The organism is Clostridium sp. (assembly GCF_021372645.1).
Classification (GTDB): Bacteria; Bacillota; Clostridia; order Clostridiales; family Clostridiaceae; genus Clostridium.
In genome coordinates this window covers 1-16,775 of record NZ_JAJFUC010000003.1, presented here as the reverse complement: position 1 = coordinate 16,775, position 16,775 = coordinate 1, and the positions used below count along the sequence as shown (strand labels likewise).

Genomic DNA, 16,775 nt, shown 5'->3' with positions numbered 1-16,775 from the left:
TTGTTATATTATATGCATATGTAACTAAGTCGCATAACTTTGCAAAAGATTAATCTATAATAAAGGAAACAGGAAAAATAGATATTAATTTGAATAATCTCATATTAAAAATAGAATGAATTTTTAGTAAGTGCCCATTTTTTATATTATTTTAACGTGTACATAGGCACTTAACAGAACAAATTTTAAATTGCTGTTTTTTATTATTATGCTAACATAAATTGTTATATTTTTCGTACTCCTGAGTAAATAATTTAAGATGAAGTTCTTCATCAAGAATTATTCTTTCAAGTAATCTAATGATATGTCTATCTTGTATCAAAGTAATATGATATCTGTAATTTTCTATTGCATTCTTTTCAGCTTTAATATCTTCCTTAAGCATTGCCATTATATAAGTAGTATAGTTAACATACATAGGACTCCAAAGCTTTCCATGAGGTGAAGCATTATCAATATACATCGGTTTAATTCCTTCTAATTTAATAGTCTTACCTAGAAGTTCCAAATGTTTCATTTCTGTAACAGAGACTCCACCGATAAGTTCTGCATAATCCTTATATTGGCCTTCGCTAACAAAATGTTGATACACATATAAACTAATAGCAGTAAATTCACTAACTGCTCCAGCATAGTCCTTTAAAAGAAGGTTAGCGTACTCTATATTTTGCATCTCTATCATTGGTTCTGGATATGGTAAATTTATGGAGTATTTATTATGTTTTGATATATCACTGTGCATATTTATCTCCTAAATAATTTAATACACAATATTATATTTATTATATATATAAATATGCAGCCAAAATAATAATGATAGTACAAGGATAATTTATGTTTCTACAACTTATTTTATTTAAGTCTGCAAATCATAAATATACTTTAAGGAACTTTTTCGAAGAGCAATTTTATATATTTTATACGTGCAAATGATTAAGAGGTATCTATGGTAATAAATGCAAAAGATTAATCTATAATAAAGGAAATAGGAAAAATAGATATTAATCAATATTATTAGATTATATATTAAAGCATTTTTATACTATTATAATCATACACTTTATACATAGAAATATTCGAGGGGGTTATGTCTATTTATTTTGACTTTAAAGCTATTACAGAACTTATAGGCGATAATTATTATAGGTAGCCAAAAGAGCTTAATTATTAATAAGTTGCAATACTTGCAGTAAAGTAATATCTATTGGAGGAATTAAGTTGACTAGTGAGGAAGGATGTCCACTTACAGAAGTTAAAATTCATACCTCAAAGAGAATTGCGGATGATGTTGTTGGAATGGTTAAAAATAAAAACACTAAAAAGATGAATGCTATATGGCTAGAAGTAACAGGCTGCTCGGGAAATATAATTTCTTTACTCAATAGTCAAAATCCTGGACTTTATGGCATTTTAACCGATATTGTGAATTTTACTTTTAATAATACACTTATGGGGGGAGAAGGAGATTTTGCTTTTGAAAAGTTTTTAGATACATTAGATACAGAATTTATATTACTTATTGATGGTGCAGTTTCAACAGAAGAAAATGGACGTTATAACATTGTAGCAAATTATAAGGGGAAAAAGATTACAGCTTTAGAAGCAGTACAATTGGCTGGAGGAAAAGCAAAATATGTGGTTGCAGTAGGAACTTGTGCTTCCCATGGTGGAATTTCAGCGGCAAAGCCAAACCCTTCAGAAAGTAAGAGTGTGCAAGAAGTATTAAATAGGCAAGTAATTAAATTACCAGGGTGTCCTTGTCATCCAGATTGGGTAGTTGGTACTTTATCGCATTTGGTTGGCTATGGTATTCCTGAATTAGATGAGGAAGGAAGACCATTGCTTTTTTATGGAGTTACAATTCATGACAATTGTACAAGAAGAGGATTTTTTGATAAAGGTATTTTTGCACAAAAGTTTGGAGAAGAAGGATGTATGTTTAAAATAGGTTGTAGAGGGCCAGTTACAAAAACTGATTGTCCTAGACGAAAGTGGAATGGCTATGTGAATTGGCCTATTGGAGATAATACTAACTGTATTGGTTGCGCACAATCACATTTTCCAGATGGAATGGAACCTTTTGTAAGGTACAAGGAGGACTCATGAGTAAAACAATTACTATTGATCCAGTTACAAGAATTAGTGGGTTTTTAGAAATAAAAGCAAAAGTAAAGAAGAATACAATTGTAGAAGCAAATGCAAGTGGATTGCTTTTTAGAGGATTTGAAAAAATGTTAAAAGGAAGATCACCTTTAGATGCTGTATATTTTACAGAGAGAATTTGTGGAATATGCTCTACAGCTCATGCCATGGCTTCCACCTTAGCATTAGAAGATGCATTAAAAATAACAGTTAGTTTAAATGATAGTTACATTCGAGATATTATGCATGGTTTTGAATTCGTACAAAATCACTTAAGACATTTTTATCTACTTTCTATGCCAAGTTATGTGAAAATTTCTAATGTAAAATTGGTAGGAGCAGAGCAGTATAGTGATTATAGACTTTCAGAAAAAATAAATAAAAAAATAGAAGAACATTATGTTAAAAGTATTGAGCTTAGTAGATTAGCTCATGAAGGACTTGCAATTCTTGGCGGAAAAGCTCCTCACAGTCATGGCATTTTTGTAGGGGGAGTTACAGTAAATATAGATGCATATAAATTAGAAAAGGTAAAAAGCATCATTAAAAATATACAATCTTTTGTAACAACTACAATGAAAGAAGATGTAGAAATCATCTCTAAATATTATCCTGATTATTTTAAAAAGGGAATATCTTATCCATATTTCATGAGCTATGGTGTTTTTGATAAATATGAAGATCCAGAGATTACTTATGTTAAACCAGGAGTAATCAAGGATAATGTTAAATATCCTTTAGAACCAGATAAAATTACAGAACAAATTCATTATTCATGGTATAAGAAAGATGAAGAACTAGAGGAAGTGGATTTATCTAAATTAGATGCATATACTTTTATAAAAGCTCCTCGTTATTTAGGTATGCCTATGGAGGTTGGTCCTTTAGCGCGGTTAATCATCAGTGGAGAATACACAAATGGACATTCCTGTATGGATAGAAATATTGCAAGGGTGTTAGAAACAGGAAAGATACTAGAAATAATGAAGAATCTTACTGAGAGAATAGAGCTAAAACCCAATAATCAAAAGGTCTATGATATTCCAGAAAAGGCTTATGGGATAGGTCTCATAGATACTACTAGAGGTGCCCTTGGACATTGGATTGCAATTGAAAATAAGGTTATTAATCATTACAATATCATAACACCTACTGTATGGAATTTATCGCCTAAAGATCAATCAAATCTTCCTGGAACTATTGAAAGAGCTTTAATTAGAACTAAATTAAATAATATTAAAGAACCCATAGAAATTGGACGGATTGTAAGATCATTTGATCCTTGTGTATCTTGTGCAACTCATTTAATTGGAAGCACAGGTGATACAGAAATAGTAGAGGTTTTAGTTTGAAAACATATGTATAGATAAACAAGTTGAAAATCATACTTATGTGATAACTCGCCGAAAGAAGGAATACTCTGTAGTGGTATATATTTCGAAGTACAAATTAAACTTATAATTGGTGTATCTATAGAAAGTGGAGAAATAGATATTATGATAAATAGAAACTCTAATATTAAGGTTATAGCGATGGGAAATGTTTTAATGAAAGATGATGCTATAGGAATTGAAGTAGCAAAAGGTATAGAAGAAAGACTTTTAGAAAGAGGAATTGAAGTTATTTACGCTGAAACTGATGTTCAATATGGAATTTCTAATATACAAGAAGGTGATTATATTTTTGTTTTAGATGCAGCATATTATGGAAAGGAGTCAGGTGAAATTACTTGCTTGCCATTGAATACTTTTGTTTCTAAGAAAAAAGGAAATTCACAGCATAATTATAGTTTTATAGATTTATTAAAACTTTATTATCCTAGTGTTAAAGGAGAAATTTATGCAATTGAGGTTAAAGAAGTTGAATTTGGTTTTGGATTAAGTTCTGTGTTACAAGAAAAATTAGAAGTCATCTCTAAAGAGATTTTAGATAAAATAAAAAAATCTATGATAAAAAATAAATGAAGGGATAGTGAAAAAATATGCATGATACTATTTTATTAAGTAAGATTTCTGAGGAATTAAAGGAAATATGTACAGCTAATAATATTAATAAAGTTAATACATTTACTGTTATTGTAAACCATAGAAGTCATGTACATTCGGACAATCTTTATGACCATCTTCAACATGCTTATGGAAATTTAGTTGGAGAATGGACAAAGATTAATGTACAGAGGGAAGATATACAGGATCAAACTGCTATTCTTAGAAGCATTCAAGGAGAACAAAGTGAAAATTAGAATAACATAGAAGAAGGTCTTTAAAATATGAGATATATAGTAAAAATTTATGGGATTGTACAAGGGGTTGGATTTCGCCCCTTTGTATATAAAAAAGCAAATGATTTCAAAGTCTATGGATATGTTAAAAATGTAGGTGGTGCTGTATTAATTGATTGTTCAGGTAAGAGGGAGAATATAAAACATTTTATATCAGATGTTATAAAAAAGCCGCCTAACCTTGCAAAGATAGAAAAGGTTCAGTGTATCCCTATTAAAAATGATTTATTCATTGGTAAATATATTAATAAAGGCAAATTTGTGATTAAGGAAAGTGTTAATCAGAAAAATGAAGTAAAATTTATTTCACCTGATATAGCGACTTGTCCTAAGTGTTTAGAGGATATTAAAAAGAAAGGAACATCTCGCTTTCGATATGCTTTTACAAATTGTACTCAGTGTGGTCCAAGGTATTCGATTATTACAGCTTTGCCATATGATAGACAAAATACCACCATGGAGGATTTCTCTATGTGTGAAGATTGTAAAAAAGAATATGATAATCCACTAAGCAGGAGATTCCATGCGCAGCCAAACTGCTGTGAAAAATGTGGTCCTAAACTTTTTCTGACAAATAATAAAGGTGAGCAAATTCAGTGTGAAGATCCTATTAAAGAAACTATTAAACTTATTGAAGAAGGAAAAATATTAGCAATTAAGGGAATTGGGGGATTTCATCTAGTTTGTGATGGAAGGAATGAACAAGCTATTAATCTCCTTAGAAGTAGAAAACACAGAAAAGATAAACCATTAACTTTGATGGTAAAAGATATTGGAATTGTTAAAGAAATTTGCTATATATCTGATACAGAAGAGGAGGTGTTAAGTAGTAATAAGAGACCTATTGTAATATTAAAAAAGAAATATCCTTCTTCATTGCCAGAGATTATAGCACCAAGGCAAAATAATTTAGGAGTGATGTTGCCTTATACACCACTTCATCATTTCCTGTTTAATGAAAATCTAAATCTTTTAATTATGACTAGCGGAAATATAAGTGGGATGATAATGGAATATAAGAATGAAGAAGTAGTAAAACATTTAAATAAAGTTGCAGATTACTTTTTAATACATGATAGAGAAATTTATGTTCCAGAAGATGACTCTGTTGTAAAAGTTATAAATGAATCAGAAAGGGTTATTCGAAGAGGTAGAGGGTATACTCCATATACAATAAAAATTAATACAAATAGACAAATTATAGCTGTTGGAGGTCAACAGAAGAATACAATATGCATTTCTAAAAATGGATATGCATATTCAAGTCAGTATTTAGGTGATTTAGGAGAACTTGATTGTTATGAGAATTTTAAATATATGATTAGACATTTTAATAATTTATTTGATATTAATGTAGAACTATTAGTACATGACATGCATCCATCATATTTAAGTACTAAATATGCAAAGGAGCAGAAAATAAGAAAAGTGGAAGTTCAGCATCATCATGCTCATATGGTTAGTTGCATGGCTGAGCACTCTATTTATGATACTGTAATTGGAATTATATTTGATGGTACTGGATTTGGACTTGATGGAGCAGTATGGGGTGGAGAATTTTTTATTGGAAATAGAAGCTTTTTTAAAAGAGTAGGACAATTAGAATATGTAAATATTCAAGGAGGAGAACAAGCTATAAAAGAGCCTTGGAGATGTGCTGCAAGTTATTTATATGCTTTGGGTTATGATCCATTAGGAATAATTGGAAATGTAAAAAATGAAAAAATTGAAGTAATTAAACAAGCCTTAAATTCCAATGTAAATTGTTTTTTATCTTCTAGTGTTGGAAGATTGTTTGATGCAGTAGCAGCACTATGCGGAATTAGAAGTAATATATCTTATGATGGGCAAGCAGCAATAGAATTAGAGCATGTTATTGACGATGAAGTTGAAGAAAGTTATTTATGGAATATTAAAGAGGATAATGGTATTTTTAATATTCAATATAAAGGAATTATAGAGGGAATATTGAAAGACGTTGAAAGAAAAGAGTTAATATCTAAAATATCTTCGAAGTTTCACAACTCACTTATTGAATCTTCATGCGCCCTAGTATGTAAGTTAAGAGAAAAAGAATATATAAATAAGGTTGTTCTTAGTGGTGGTGTTTTTGAAAATGAATATCTTTTAAAAAAAATATATAAAAATTTAATTAAGTATGGATTTAAAGTCTTTTATAATGAACAAATTCCTACTAATGATGGAGGAATTTCTTTTGGACAACTTCATGTTGCAAGTGCAATTATGGAAAACAATGAACAATTTACAGTGTAAGGCAGATGGACTTGTTATTTTTTTGAATGTGCCTAATTATAGAGAAGGAAGGGAGATATATGTGCCTTGCAGTGCCAGCTCAGATTATAGATGTAAATAATTATAGTGCAATAATAGATATTATGGGATTAGAGAGTAAAGTTAATGTTCAACTTATTGAAGACCTAAAAGTAGGAGATTATGTTTTAGTTCATGCAGGATGTGCTATTCAAAAGATTGATAAGGATTATTTTGAAGAATTACAGAAAATATTTCAATCAATACTAGATAGTGAGGAAAAAGATGAATAAACAAACCTTGATTAAAGGTATGATTAAAAAAATTCAGCAATCTCCAATTAGAGGTTTTAATGTTATGGAGGTTTGCGGAACTCATACCCAAGCTCTCTCAAAATTAGGAATCAGACAATTAGTTGAACCCAAAATACACTTACTATCTGGGCCAGGATGTCCAGTTTGTGTTACTTCAGAAAGTTATATAGATGCAGTTATAGAGCTTTCTAAACATCAAAATGTTATTTTGAGTACCTTTGGAGACATGATGAAAGTAAATGGAAGCAGAGAAAATTTAATTGAGCAAAGAGAAAAGGGAAAAGACATTAAAGTGTTATATTCTCCTTTAGATTCAATAACACTTGCAGAACAAAATAAAGATAAACAGATAATTTTTCTTGGGGTAGGATTTGAAACCACAACTCCTCTAATTGCTCTAGCCATAAAGATGGCACAGGAAAAGGGTATAAAAAATATTTCCTTTTTAATAGGAATGAAGAGAATGGAGCCAATCTTGCATCATATACTTAAAGATCCTAATCACAATATACAGGGATTAATTTGTCCAGGACATGTCGCAGCAGTAAAAGGAGCAGACTATTTTAAATTTATTGTAGATAAATATAATATTCCAGCAGTAGTAGCAGGTTTTGAAGGTTTAGATATTGTTGGAGCTTTATATTTTTTAATGAAACAACAAGGCGAAGTTAAAAAGAATTTTAAAAATTTATATAAAACTTGTGTAACCCTAGAAGGAAACAAAAGAGCAAATAAACTAATGGAAGAAGTATTCACATATTGTGATGAAGAATGGAGAGGAATAGGAACTATTAACGATTCGGGATTTTCTTTAAGAGAAAAATATAGAAATTATGATGCTACTGAAAAATTTGGAATAAATTTAGAAAAAACTTTAAAAAAAAGTAAAATTAAAACTTGTATATGCAGTGAAATTTTATTAGGAAAGAAATTGCCAAACAAATGTGAACTTTTTGGAAAAAGTTGTACACCAGAGCATCCAATAGGACCTTGTATGGTATCCTCTGAGGGATCATGCTCTATTTTTCATAAGTATAAGGGAGTGGAATAGATGAATGAAGTGATTAAGCTTATTCATGGTGATGGGGGAAAACATACAAAAATATTAATTGAGCAACTGTTCTACAAATATTTTAATAATAATATTCTTTTACAAGAGCAGGATTCAGCAACATTTACAACAATACAAGGAAAAATGGCTTTTACCACAGATTCTTTTGTGGTAAAGCCACTGTTTTTTTCTGGAGGAAACATAGGCAAGCTTGCAGTTTGTGGAACTGTTAATGATTTAGCTGTATCTGGAGCAAAACCACTTTATTTAAGTGCGAGTTTTATAATTGAAGAAGGATTTTCAATGCAAATGCTTGAAAAAATTGTGAAATCTATGGGGCATACCTGCCTAGAATGTGGGGCTAAGATTGTAACAGGGGATACAAAGGTAGTGGAAAAAGGGAGTGTAGATGGAGTCTTTATTAATACTAGTGGAATTGGATATATAACAAATGGATATGAAGTGAAACCCATCGAAGCAGGAGATAGAATTATAGTAACAGGGGGAATTGGTGAACACGGAACAACAATTGCTGTAGAGAGATATAACATCAAAGTAAAAGGTGATTTTAAAAGTGATTGTGCAGCATTATATCCTTTGATAGAAAAACTTAAAGAACATTTTACTTCTATAAAGATAATGAGAGATCCGACTCGCGGGGGATTAGTTACTGTATTGCATGAGTTTTCTTCACTTTGCAAGCTTGGAATACACCTGATTGAAGAGGAAATTCCTATTAGTGAAAGTGTTAAGACTATCAATAAGCTTTTAGGATTGGATCCATTATATATGGCATGTGAAGGAAGAATGGTATTAGTTGTTAAAGAGTTCGAAGCACAAAACGTACTAAAGATAATTCAATCAATTGATCAAGGGAAAGGGGCAAGAATTATAGGCAAATTTGTTGAGGGGGTTACTCGGAATATATTTATAGAAAATGGTTTTTGTGGAAAGAGAATATTAGCACCTTTAGAGGGAAATATGTTACCTAGAATATGTTAAGGCACGTGAAAAATGTGAATCTAATTGAGTACCTAAAATAAAGGATGTGAGTGAACACATCTTTTTTTATAATAACAATTCAAAGATGTAACCTATATTCTGCATCTGGTGTGGACCATGTAATATGTTCAGCAGTTTGTGGTGGAGCATATGGTGCACCAGGTGTAATTAAAATTTAGGCCATTGGAAAAGTTGCTAAATTAATTTGAAGAATTTAGCGACTTTTTCAGTATTTTTTTATAATCAAATGATATTAGTGTGTAACATTCTTCTTGATTAATTCCATAAATGTTTCTGGGATGACTATTTTCACTTTAGGGTTTTCATTTAGCTTATTTACAACTTTTTCAATATTACTCAAGCTTTTGCTCCAAGAATGAACATAAACAAAGGTGTAACTATTAGAATTATGAATATCTACTTGTCCGGAGTCAATTCGATGATTAATATTTTCAACTAACTCATCTTCACTTTCTAAATTATTCCAAAGCAAATCTCTACAGGACACTATGGGTTTATTATTAGACCAAATAATTTCTCCGTGATAGTTGTCATGTCTATGATAATCAAGATAAAATAATCCATGTATATTAGGCTTAATAGTGAATTTATCCCAAAGATTATCATTATGAAAAGAGGAGTCATCGATAATTGCTATATATTTCTCATCTACTTTTTTCATATAATCATTTAATCTATTAATATAAATTCCTAAGGTATTCTTATCAAATTTGCTTGGGTACATATAGCCATTTCCAGAAGGTGATACTATAAAATAATCATTAGCAGGGCTATGAGCTGTACTTTTATAATATAAGTTAAAAACAGTAGGAGCTAGATAATATAAAGATGGGCTTAAGGACCAACCTAAATTAAATTTACCTCTATAAGAAGAACCAAACCATTTAGGAGAACCATAATTAGTTCCAAGATTCCACTGTTGATTATCTCCATCAGACATAATTAATGTTACATAATGAACATTTTTTTCTTTAGGAATGTTCATTGAAGCCTTTTGAGATATGGGTAATGATGGAAATGAACTTAATAAAGTTAAATTATAAGACCAATCTGCAGCAACCATACTTATACCATATTTTGAAGCTGTACTTACATTAATAAACTCATCTGGTCCCCAACCTAAGCAGGTGGAGTCACTTTCCATGGATGAAAATATTTTATCTCTAAGAGAAGTGTCCTTTATACTATCTTCATAAAACACTAGGGATTTGCTCATTATACCATAGTCTCTTAAAGCTGTGTCTTTATCAGGGGATAACTCTATTATTAAGGAATGATTCAAGCCAGAATTCCATAAATTATTGTAAGCCCAGTTATTATCTGTATTTCTACAATCACCTTTAATCTTTGTTATACCATGGATTTTTACTTTATCTTCGATAGATTCATTAACTGCAATGCAATTATTTAAGGAGGGTGACAATGGAGCAGATGTTTTAGAGGTACAAAGAAAAATGAAAGAAAAAGGATACTATTCAGGAAAATTAGATGGAATATATGGAGAGGGAATGAAACAGTATGTAATTAAATTTAAAAAAGACAATGATCTTATAATTAACCATAATATCAATTATAAATTTTATCAAAAACTTGGAATAGCATTAGTAGATTAAAATACATACATATAAATTAAACAGCCTACGCCTACAAAGAAATTTCTAAGCATCTCTACCTTTAATGTTAAAGATGATGTGGTTTTAGCAAAAGAGGAAATAAATGGGGGAAAGTATTTAATTAAAAAATATAGAAACTAGTGATTGCCACTAGGTATCTGGGGTATTTGAACGCCTTAGGTGTATTTGTTTGCTAGTAAGTATGTATATAGATAGATAAGATAACACATAATATGTAGAGTATATAGGCTGGATTTTGAGTGGTAGCAGGAAATATCATCCATTGGAATTATAATCTTTGATTATAATTCTTCAGCTTTTTTGAATTTGGAGGAGGGATTTGTTTATGCTTACTTCTGATAGGAAAGTTAAAGTTGCTCTTTTGTCAATTGTATCAAATACAACACTCATAATTTTTAAGATTATAGCCGGTACTTTAAGTGGTTCAGTAAGTATTGTTTCTGAAGCAATACATTCAGGGATGGATTTGGTAGCATCAGTGGTTGCATTTTTCTCTGTTAGACAGTCTTCAAAGCCTGCTGACAAGAAACATCCCTACGGACATGGAAAAATAGAGAATATATCCGGTATGGTTGAAGGAATTTTGATTTTTATAGCTGCTGGAATGATCATTATTGAAGCTTTTAAGAAAATATTTGAGCCTGTTGAAATAGAGCAAGCAACTATAGCAATTGTGGTTATGATTGTTTCGGCATTTATAAATTTTGTTGTGTCAAGAAAGTTATACAAGGTTTCTCAGGAAGAAGATTCGATGGCTCTTGAAGCAGATGCTCTTCACTTAAAAACTGATATATACACATCATTGGGAGTAGGTGTTGGAATTTTTCTTATCAAGGTTACAGGACTACTTATACTTGATTCAATTGTTGCAATACTTGTAGCACTACTAATAATTAAGGAGGCATGGGAACTTTCCAAAAGCGCCTTTGATCATCTTCTTGATGCAAGGTTATCTGATGAAGAAGAAGCTGAGATAGAAAAAGCTATAAGAGAACACAGTCATCAATTTATAGATTACCACAAGCTAAAAACAAGAAAATCAGGAAATGTTAAGCATATTGATTTTCATATTACCGTTGATCCTAATCTTACAGTCGAAGAAACACATGATATTATTGGAAATTTGAAAAAAGATATGAATGAAAAATTTAAAAATACTCGGATAAATATTCATATAGACCCCTATAAAAAAGAACAAAATTAGAAAAGCATACTGACTTGTTATTTTTTGATAGTGCCTTAACATGAATAATTTTAGATTAAATGATTTAAGTTAATTTATATAAAGAGTATCCACAATGAATTTGTGGATACTCTTTACTATGGTTAAAAGAATAAAATGCATTTAATATGTGTATAATTAACAAATATTATTTAATTTTCATTTTTATCTTCTTTAAACATAAGTTGGGAGATATTATCAACTATATTATATTATCAATTGATAATAAGTTTTGCTAAAAATGTTTTTACAAAAGTGTTGACACATATTGGTTTGTAGCATATTATAAAAATATAAGATGTATTACTAATTGATAATAGATTAGCATATATTTAATAAAGTATATTTTGAAAAGAGGTGTATTTAATGGGTTTTTTCTCAAGATCATCAGGAAAAAGACACTATGGAGATAAGCATCAAGGTAGCAATCATTATAAAAGAGAAGGATTTTTAAGTCGTATATTAAAAATGTTTGGCTCATTTTCAAATTCAGACAGGAGATATAATAACCATCATTCCCATCATTCCCATGATTCTCATCATTTGCATCAAAATCATTATTCTGACCAAAGACATTATTCAAATCAAAACCATCATAGAAGAAGATATAAAAGTTCGTGGTCATGATATCAATTTTTAGAAAAAAGATATATTCACCAGGTTATTTAATTGGTGAATACAAGGTTATAAAATTAATAGGTGAAGGACGGTTTGGTGTATGCTATTTGGTTGATTTAGATGGCAAACAATATGTCCTAAAAGAGATTAAGCCTAAAGCTATTAAGAAAAGTGGTAACAAAATCATATTTGAACAGGAAATACTTTCATCTATTGACCATCCATCAATTCCTAAAATAATTGATACAATAAAAAATCATAATACATATGCTTATATTTTAGAATACAAAAGTGGAAAGACAATAGAAGACATTCTTTTCGGCGATAATCATATATTTACCTCTTCTGAAATTTATAAAGTAGGAATTAAGGTTATAGGCATAATAAAGTATCTACATGAAAGAAGTATTGTGCATAGAGATATAAGAGTACCAAATGTAATTATTGAAGAGGAAGAAGTTTATCTTATTGATTTTGGTCTTGCAAGATTAATAAATAACGAAAGGTATACGCCTTCTGTAGACTTTGCATATTTAGGTCACTTACTTCTTCATTTATATTATTCTTCTTTCAAAAAAACTAATAAAAAATCAGAACCTTGGTATAATGAACTTGAATTATCCTTAGGTGAAATGAATCTTCTGAAAAGGTTGTTAGGTTTAGATGATATATATCAAAGTATATATGATGTAGAAAAGGATTTCTTAAAATTAGAAATAGGAAAGTTATAAGATGAGTACAATAAACTTTACTAATTGAAAGTAGGGGATAAGAGACAACCTTAGAAAGATAAAAAATCACTATTAATGGTATAAGTGATTATATCTAATAAAAATCTTTGCACTACATATAAATCTACAGTATAAACTGAGCAGGCGATGAACTTATATAAGTTCTTTGTGCCGGGCCTTCATTGGCAGCAGGATAATTTTGCACCTGTGGGACAGTAATATGTTCTATAGGTTTTTTTATACTCATTTCTAGAACATTTCTGAAGATTTCAATGCCATAGAACTATCTTAAATATGCTTAAAATAAGCAAGATGGAGGTAATTATTTATGATTGAACAACAAATCAAAGGGCTTACTACTTTAGAGACAAAACAACTCCAAGAAAAATTCGGAAAGAATGAAATTGTGGGTAAAGAAAAGGAAAGTTTTTTACACAAGATTTTTCACGTTATTAGCGAGCCAATGTTTTTATTGCTAATTGTTGCAGCTGTAATCTATTTTATTTTAGGAGAACCTAAAGATGGTGCTATTATGCTTGTTTTCGTTGTTGGAATTATTAGCATTGAGGTAATTCAGGAATGGAAAACTGACAAAACTTTAAATGCATTAAAGGATTTATCAGCTCCCCATATTACAGTACTTCGAGATGGAATTGAAAAGGTAATTAATAGTGTAGATTTAGTACCTGGCGACATTATGTATATTGCTGAAGGTGTTAAGGTGCCAGCCGATGGTATAGTTTTAAAATCAAGCACTCTTTGTGTTGATGAATCATCTCTTACAGGAGAGGCAGAGGGTGTATGGAAGGTTGCTAAAGATAATAGTAATGAAGCTAGTGCTGATTATTGGCGTCGTGATTATTGTTATGCAGGAACTCTTGTTACACAAGGGACAGGCACTATATTAGTAGACAAAATAGGAGCAACAACTGAATATGGAAAAATTGGACAAAATGTTGTGTCTGCTCCTGATAATCCAACGCCACTTCAAAAACAAACTGGGAAGTTAGTAAAACTATGTGCGGGAATTGCAGCTGTTCTATTTATTTTTGTTGGTGTTGTTACGTATTTTAATATACCAGATCATGTCCTTAGAGATAGAGTTATAGAAAGTATTTTATCAGGAGTAACCCTTGCTATGGCTATGATACCAGAAGAGTTTCCAGTTATTCTAACCGTATTTTTATCAATGGGTGCGTGGAGACTTGCTAAAAAATACTCCCTCGTTAGGAAATTACCATCAGTGGAAACTTTAGGTGCTGTTTCGGTTCTTTGCGTTGATAAAACAGGAACAATAACAATGAACAAAATGACAGTTAGAGACATTTGGAGTATAAAAAATGACACAAAAAGATTGACACAAATAATGGGAATGGGTTGCAAATCAGATGCTTATGACCCAATGGAAAAGGCTATGATATCTTATAGTGAAGAACAAGGAATCACAAGAGACATTCTTTTTGGTGGACAACTTATAAAAGAATATGCATTTACTGATGAGACAAAAATGATGGGGCATGTTTGGGGAAATGGCGATAATATTGTAGTTGCAGCAAAAGGTTCACCTGAACGTATTTTAACAATATGCAAATTAATGGATGATGAAAGAAAAATAGCAGAAAACAAAATAATAGAAATGTCTAGTAAAGGGCTTCGAGTTATTGCTATTGGACAAATTGTATTAAATAGCGCAAATGATATACCTGATACACTTATGGAATGTAGTTTGCAGCTTTGTGGAATGGTTGGCCTTGCTGATCCTCCAAGAGAATCAGTAAAACAAGATATTAAAACCTGTACTAAAGCTGGGGTTCGGGTGGTGATGATAACAGGAGATAATGGAATAACTGCCAGCTCTATTGCAAAACAAATTAATATGCCAAATAGTGACAAGATTATTACTGGCGATGAGCTTAATTTGATGACTGATGAAGAACTTCGTGAAAGAGTTAAAGATGTTAATATTTTCTCTAGAGTTGTCCCAGAACATAAAATGAGAATAGTTAAAGCTTTCAAAGAAAATGGGGAAATAGTTGCAATGACTGGTGATGGTGTTAATGATGCTCCTGCTCTTAAATATGCAGACATCGGTATTGCAATGGGAAAACGTGGATCTGAAGTTTCAAGAGAAGCGGCAGATTTAATTTTACTTGATGATAACTTTTCTACAATTGTAGACACTATAAAGGATGGTAGAAGAATTTATGATAACATCAGAAAAGCAGTTGGATATGTATTCACTATTCATATTCCTATTGCCTTTGGGGCATTATTTGCTCCAATGCTTGGAATAAATCCTTCAAGTCTTTTATTACTTCCAATACATGTTGTTTTACTTGAACTTGTAATTGACCCGACTTGTTCAATTGTATTAGAACGTCAGCCGGCTGAACAAGATATTATGGACCGATCACCTCGTGATCCTAATGAAAAACTACTAACTGCAAAAAATCTTTTCAAAAGTGTGATGCAAGGTTTTTTGATATTTGGAGCATCCTTTGGAACGTATTTTTTATTTTTAAATCAGTATCCAGATAATGCACCTCTTGCAAGAACAATGGGAATTGCTATTGTATTACTAGCTAATGTTCTATTAGTTCAAGTAAATAGCTCAGATTCTGAATTTGCAGTTCAATCATTTATTAAACTTATAAAGGACAAGATAATGTGGACAGTTAATTTAGGAACAATTATAGGATTGATAGTAATACTATATACACCTCTATGTGGCTTTCTGAAGCTTTCACCTTTATCTTTGAATCAATTAATTATAGCAGCTTCAATAGCAGTAGTCTCAGTTAGTTGGTATGAAGTTATAAAGATAGTGAAATATATTAGAAAATAATGGATTTAAGGTAAAAGGTAATGTTATACGTGCAAAAACTTTAAATAGCAACAAAAACTATTCCAGTTTTTGTTGCTCAAGAATAAAGAAAATATCTAAGTGATTTTATTTAGTTAATGTGTCTCTCATCAATGTTGCTCCATTATAAAATAAATTGAAGGGGGTGTTGCAATATCATAAATGTCTAGATATAAGGAGAAATAAAGTGTATTTCGAAATAAAATATTAAGTGTCTGATAATCTTTATATATCAATGGAATTAAAGTCTATTTCAAGATTGTCATAAATATCAACTTTAATTTTATCCTGAAATGTGTAAGATATAGGAGCATCACTGACCTACGTACAGTTGTTTTGTATAAATTTAAATTAAACCATAATATCTACTAATTTAACTTATTATGGTTTTATTTGTTTTTATAAAATGTAACATTATATTATAAATGGGATTAAATGTAATTATATTCTTTCAGTTATGGCAATGTATCTTGTCAATGTAAATTTTAAGCATTAACTTTCATAGAGTGTGAAGCAAAATTTTAAATAATAACCACTTCTACAAGAATAATAACATCTCTTAAACTATTTGACTCTGGATCTAAATAAACTGTAAATTCTAACTGGCCATATTACAGATATAATT

Annotated in this window: 15 protein-coding genes, 1 pseudogene and 1 riboswitch; of the genes and pseudogenes, 14 read left to right on the top strand and 2 right to left on the bottom strand. The window is 30.4% G+C overall.

All coding sequences use genetic code 11. From position 1 onward, the window contains the following. Positions 1–211 precede the first annotated feature (211 nt). A complete protein-coding gene (locus LLF98_RS00475) occupies positions 212–742 on the bottom strand; it encodes a ferritin family protein (protein ID WP_291699738.1) in 531 nt (176 codons plus the stop codon). Positions 743–1,218: 476 nt separating this feature from the next. Here LLF98_RS00475 and LLF98_RS00470 point away from each other — a divergent pair, with 476 nt between their 5' ends. The 9 genes from LLF98_RS00470 to LLF98_RS00430 all read left to right on the top strand — a co-directional run bounded on the left by LLF98_RS00470 (position 1,219) and on the right by LLF98_RS00430 (position 9,240). After that, positions 1,219–2,106 carry a hydrogenase small subunit gene (locus tag LLF98_RS00470; protein ID WP_291699736.1) on the top strand — a complete coding sequence of 296 codons (888 nt, stop codon included), beginning with the start codon at positions 1,219–1,221 and terminating at the stop codon, positions 2,104–2,106. Next, a complete protein-coding gene (locus tag LLF98_RS00465; protein ID WP_291699735.1) occupies positions 2,103–3,494 on the top strand; it encodes a nickel-dependent hydrogenase large subunit in 1,392 nt (463 codons plus the stop codon). Before LLF98_RS00470 ends, LLF98_RS00465 begins: the two co-directional genes overlap by 4 nt. 144 nt (positions 3,495–3,638) lie before the next feature. After that, positions 3,639–4,106: a hydrogenase maturation protease gene (locus LLF98_RS00460; RefSeq protein WP_291699733.1), complete on the top strand. Its 468-nt coding sequence runs from the start codon at positions 3,639–3,641 to the stop codon at positions 4,104–4,106. A gap of 17 nt (positions 4,107–4,123) precedes the next feature. Further along, positions 4,124–4,384, top strand: coding sequence for a hypothetical protein (locus tag LLF98_RS00455; RefSeq protein ID WP_291699731.1), 261 nt, complete (start codon positions 4,124–4,126; stop codon positions 4,382–4,384). A gap of 27 nt (positions 4,385–4,411) precedes the next feature. Further along, entirely contained in the window at positions 4,412–6,697 is a 2,286-nt protein-coding gene (gene hypF / locus LLF98_RS00450; protein WP_291699729.1) for a carbamoyltransferase HypF, read from the top strand. 59 nt (positions 6,698–6,756) lie between these two features. Further along, positions 6,757–6,987: a HypC/HybG/HupF family hydrogenase formation chaperone gene (locus tag LLF98_RS00445; RefSeq protein ID WP_291699728.1), complete on the top strand. Its 231-nt coding sequence runs from the start codon at positions 6,757–6,759 to the stop codon at positions 6,985–6,987. Continuing rightward, positions 6,980–8,059, top strand: a complete 1,080-nt coding sequence (hypD, locus tag LLF98_RS00440; protein ID WP_291699727.1) for a hydrogenase formation protein HypD — start codon at positions 6,980–6,982, stop codon at positions 8,057–8,059. Before LLF98_RS00445 ends, hypD begins: the two co-directional genes overlap by 8 nt. Further along, a complete protein-coding gene (gene hypE, locus LLF98_RS00435; protein WP_291699726.1) occupies positions 8,060–9,061 on the top strand; it encodes a hydrogenase expression/formation protein HypE in 1,002 nt (333 codons plus the stop codon). It abuts the gene before it with no gap. 50 nt (positions 9,062–9,111) lie between these two features. Then, positions 9,112–9,240, top strand: a complete 129-nt coding sequence (locus tag LLF98_RS00430) for a hypothetical protein (RefSeq protein WP_291699725.1) — start codon at positions 9,112–9,114, stop codon at positions 9,238–9,240. Between the two features lie 74 nt (positions 9,241–9,314). Here the strand turns inward: LLF98_RS00430 and LLF98_RS00425 are convergent. Then, positions 9,315–10,496: pseudogene (locus LLF98_RS00425) on the bottom strand (hypothetical protein); the annotation flags it as partial. Between the two features lie 40 nt (positions 10,497–10,536). Here LLF98_RS00425 and LLF98_RS00420 point away from each other — a divergent pair. The 5 genes from LLF98_RS00420 (at position 10,537) to LLF98_RS00400 (ending at position 16,132) form a co-directional block, all read left to right on the top strand. Beyond that, positions 10,537–10,695, top strand: a complete 159-nt coding sequence (locus tag LLF98_RS00420; RefSeq protein ID WP_291699723.1) for a peptidoglycan-binding protein — start codon at positions 10,537–10,539, stop codon at positions 10,693–10,695. 346 nt (positions 10,696–11,041) lie between these two features. Continuing rightward, positions 11,042–11,920, top strand: coding sequence for a cation diffusion facilitator family transporter (locus LLF98_RS00415; protein ID WP_291699721.1), 879 nt, complete (start codon positions 11,042–11,044; stop codon positions 11,918–11,920). 384 nt (positions 11,921–12,304) lie between these two features. Then, a complete protein-coding gene (locus LLF98_RS00410) occupies positions 12,305–12,565 on the top strand; it encodes a hypothetical protein (protein WP_291699719.1) in 261 nt (86 codons plus the stop codon). Next, positions 12,562–13,287, top strand: coding sequence for a protein kinase family protein (locus LLF98_RS00405; RefSeq protein WP_291699717.1), 726 nt, complete (start codon positions 12,562–12,564; stop codon positions 13,285–13,287). The genes LLF98_RS00410 and LLF98_RS00405 overlap by 4 nt, the downstream gene beginning before the upstream one ends. Before the next feature lie 126 nt (positions 13,288–13,413). Beyond that, positions 13,414–13,505, top strand: a riboswitch (NiCo riboswitch). Positions 13,506–13,615: 110 nt separating this feature from the next. Continuing rightward, entirely contained in the window at positions 13,616–16,132 is a 2,517-nt protein-coding gene (locus LLF98_RS00400) for a cation-translocating P-type ATPase (protein WP_291699715.1), read from the top strand. The last annotated feature ends 643 nt before the right edge of the window (positions 16,133–16,775 follow it).

Excerpts from the sequence above, each read along its gene's own strand:
- hypD (WP_291699727.1), top strand. The coding sequence starts at position 6,980 with ATGAATAAACAAACCTTGATTAAAGGTATGATTAAAAAAATTCAGCAA.
- LLF98_RS00420 (WP_291699723.1), top strand. The coding sequence starts at position 10,537 with ATGAAAGAAAAAGGATACTATTCAGGAAAATTAGATGGAATATATGGA.
- LLF98_RS00460 (WP_291699733.1), top strand. The coding sequence starts at position 3,639 with ATGATAAATAGAAACTCTAATATTAAGGTTATAGCGATGGGAAATGTT.
- LLF98_RS00405 (WP_291699717.1), top strand. The coding sequence starts at position 12,562 with ATGATATCAATTTTTAGAAAAAAGATATATTCACCAGGTTATTTAATT.
- LLF98_RS00415 (WP_291699721.1), top strand. The coding sequence starts at position 11,042 with ATGCTTACTTCTGATAGGAAAGTTAAAGTTGCTCTTTTGTCAATTGTA.
- LLF98_RS00445 (WP_291699728.1), top strand. The coding sequence starts at position 6,757 with ATGTGCCTTGCAGTGCCAGCTCAGATTATAGATGTAAATAATTATAGT.
- hypE (WP_291699726.1), top strand. The coding sequence starts at position 8,060 with ATGAATGAAGTGATTAAGCTTATTCATGGTGATGGGGGAAAACATACA.
- LLF98_RS00465 (WP_291699735.1), top strand. The coding sequence starts at position 2,103 with ATGAGTAAAACAATTACTATTGATCCAGTTACAAGAATTAGTGGGTTT.
- LLF98_RS00400 (WP_291699715.1), top strand. The coding sequence starts at position 13,616 with ATGATTGAACAACAAATCAAAGGGCTTACTACTTTAGAGACAAAACAA.
- hypF (WP_291699729.1), top strand. The coding sequence starts at position 4,412 with ATGAGATATATAGTAAAAATTTATGGGATTGTACAAGGGGTTGGATTT.
- LLF98_RS00410 (WP_291699719.1), top strand. The coding sequence starts at position 12,305 with ATGGGTTTTTTCTCAAGATCATCAGGAAAAAGACACTATGGAGATAAG.
- LLF98_RS00455 (WP_291699731.1), top strand. The coding sequence starts at position 4,124 with ATGCATGATACTATTTTATTAAGTAAGATTTCTGAGGAATTAAAGGAA.
- LLF98_RS00475 (WP_291699738.1), bottom strand. The coding sequence starts at position 742 with ATGCACAGTGATATATCAAAACATAATAAATACTCCATAAATTTACCA.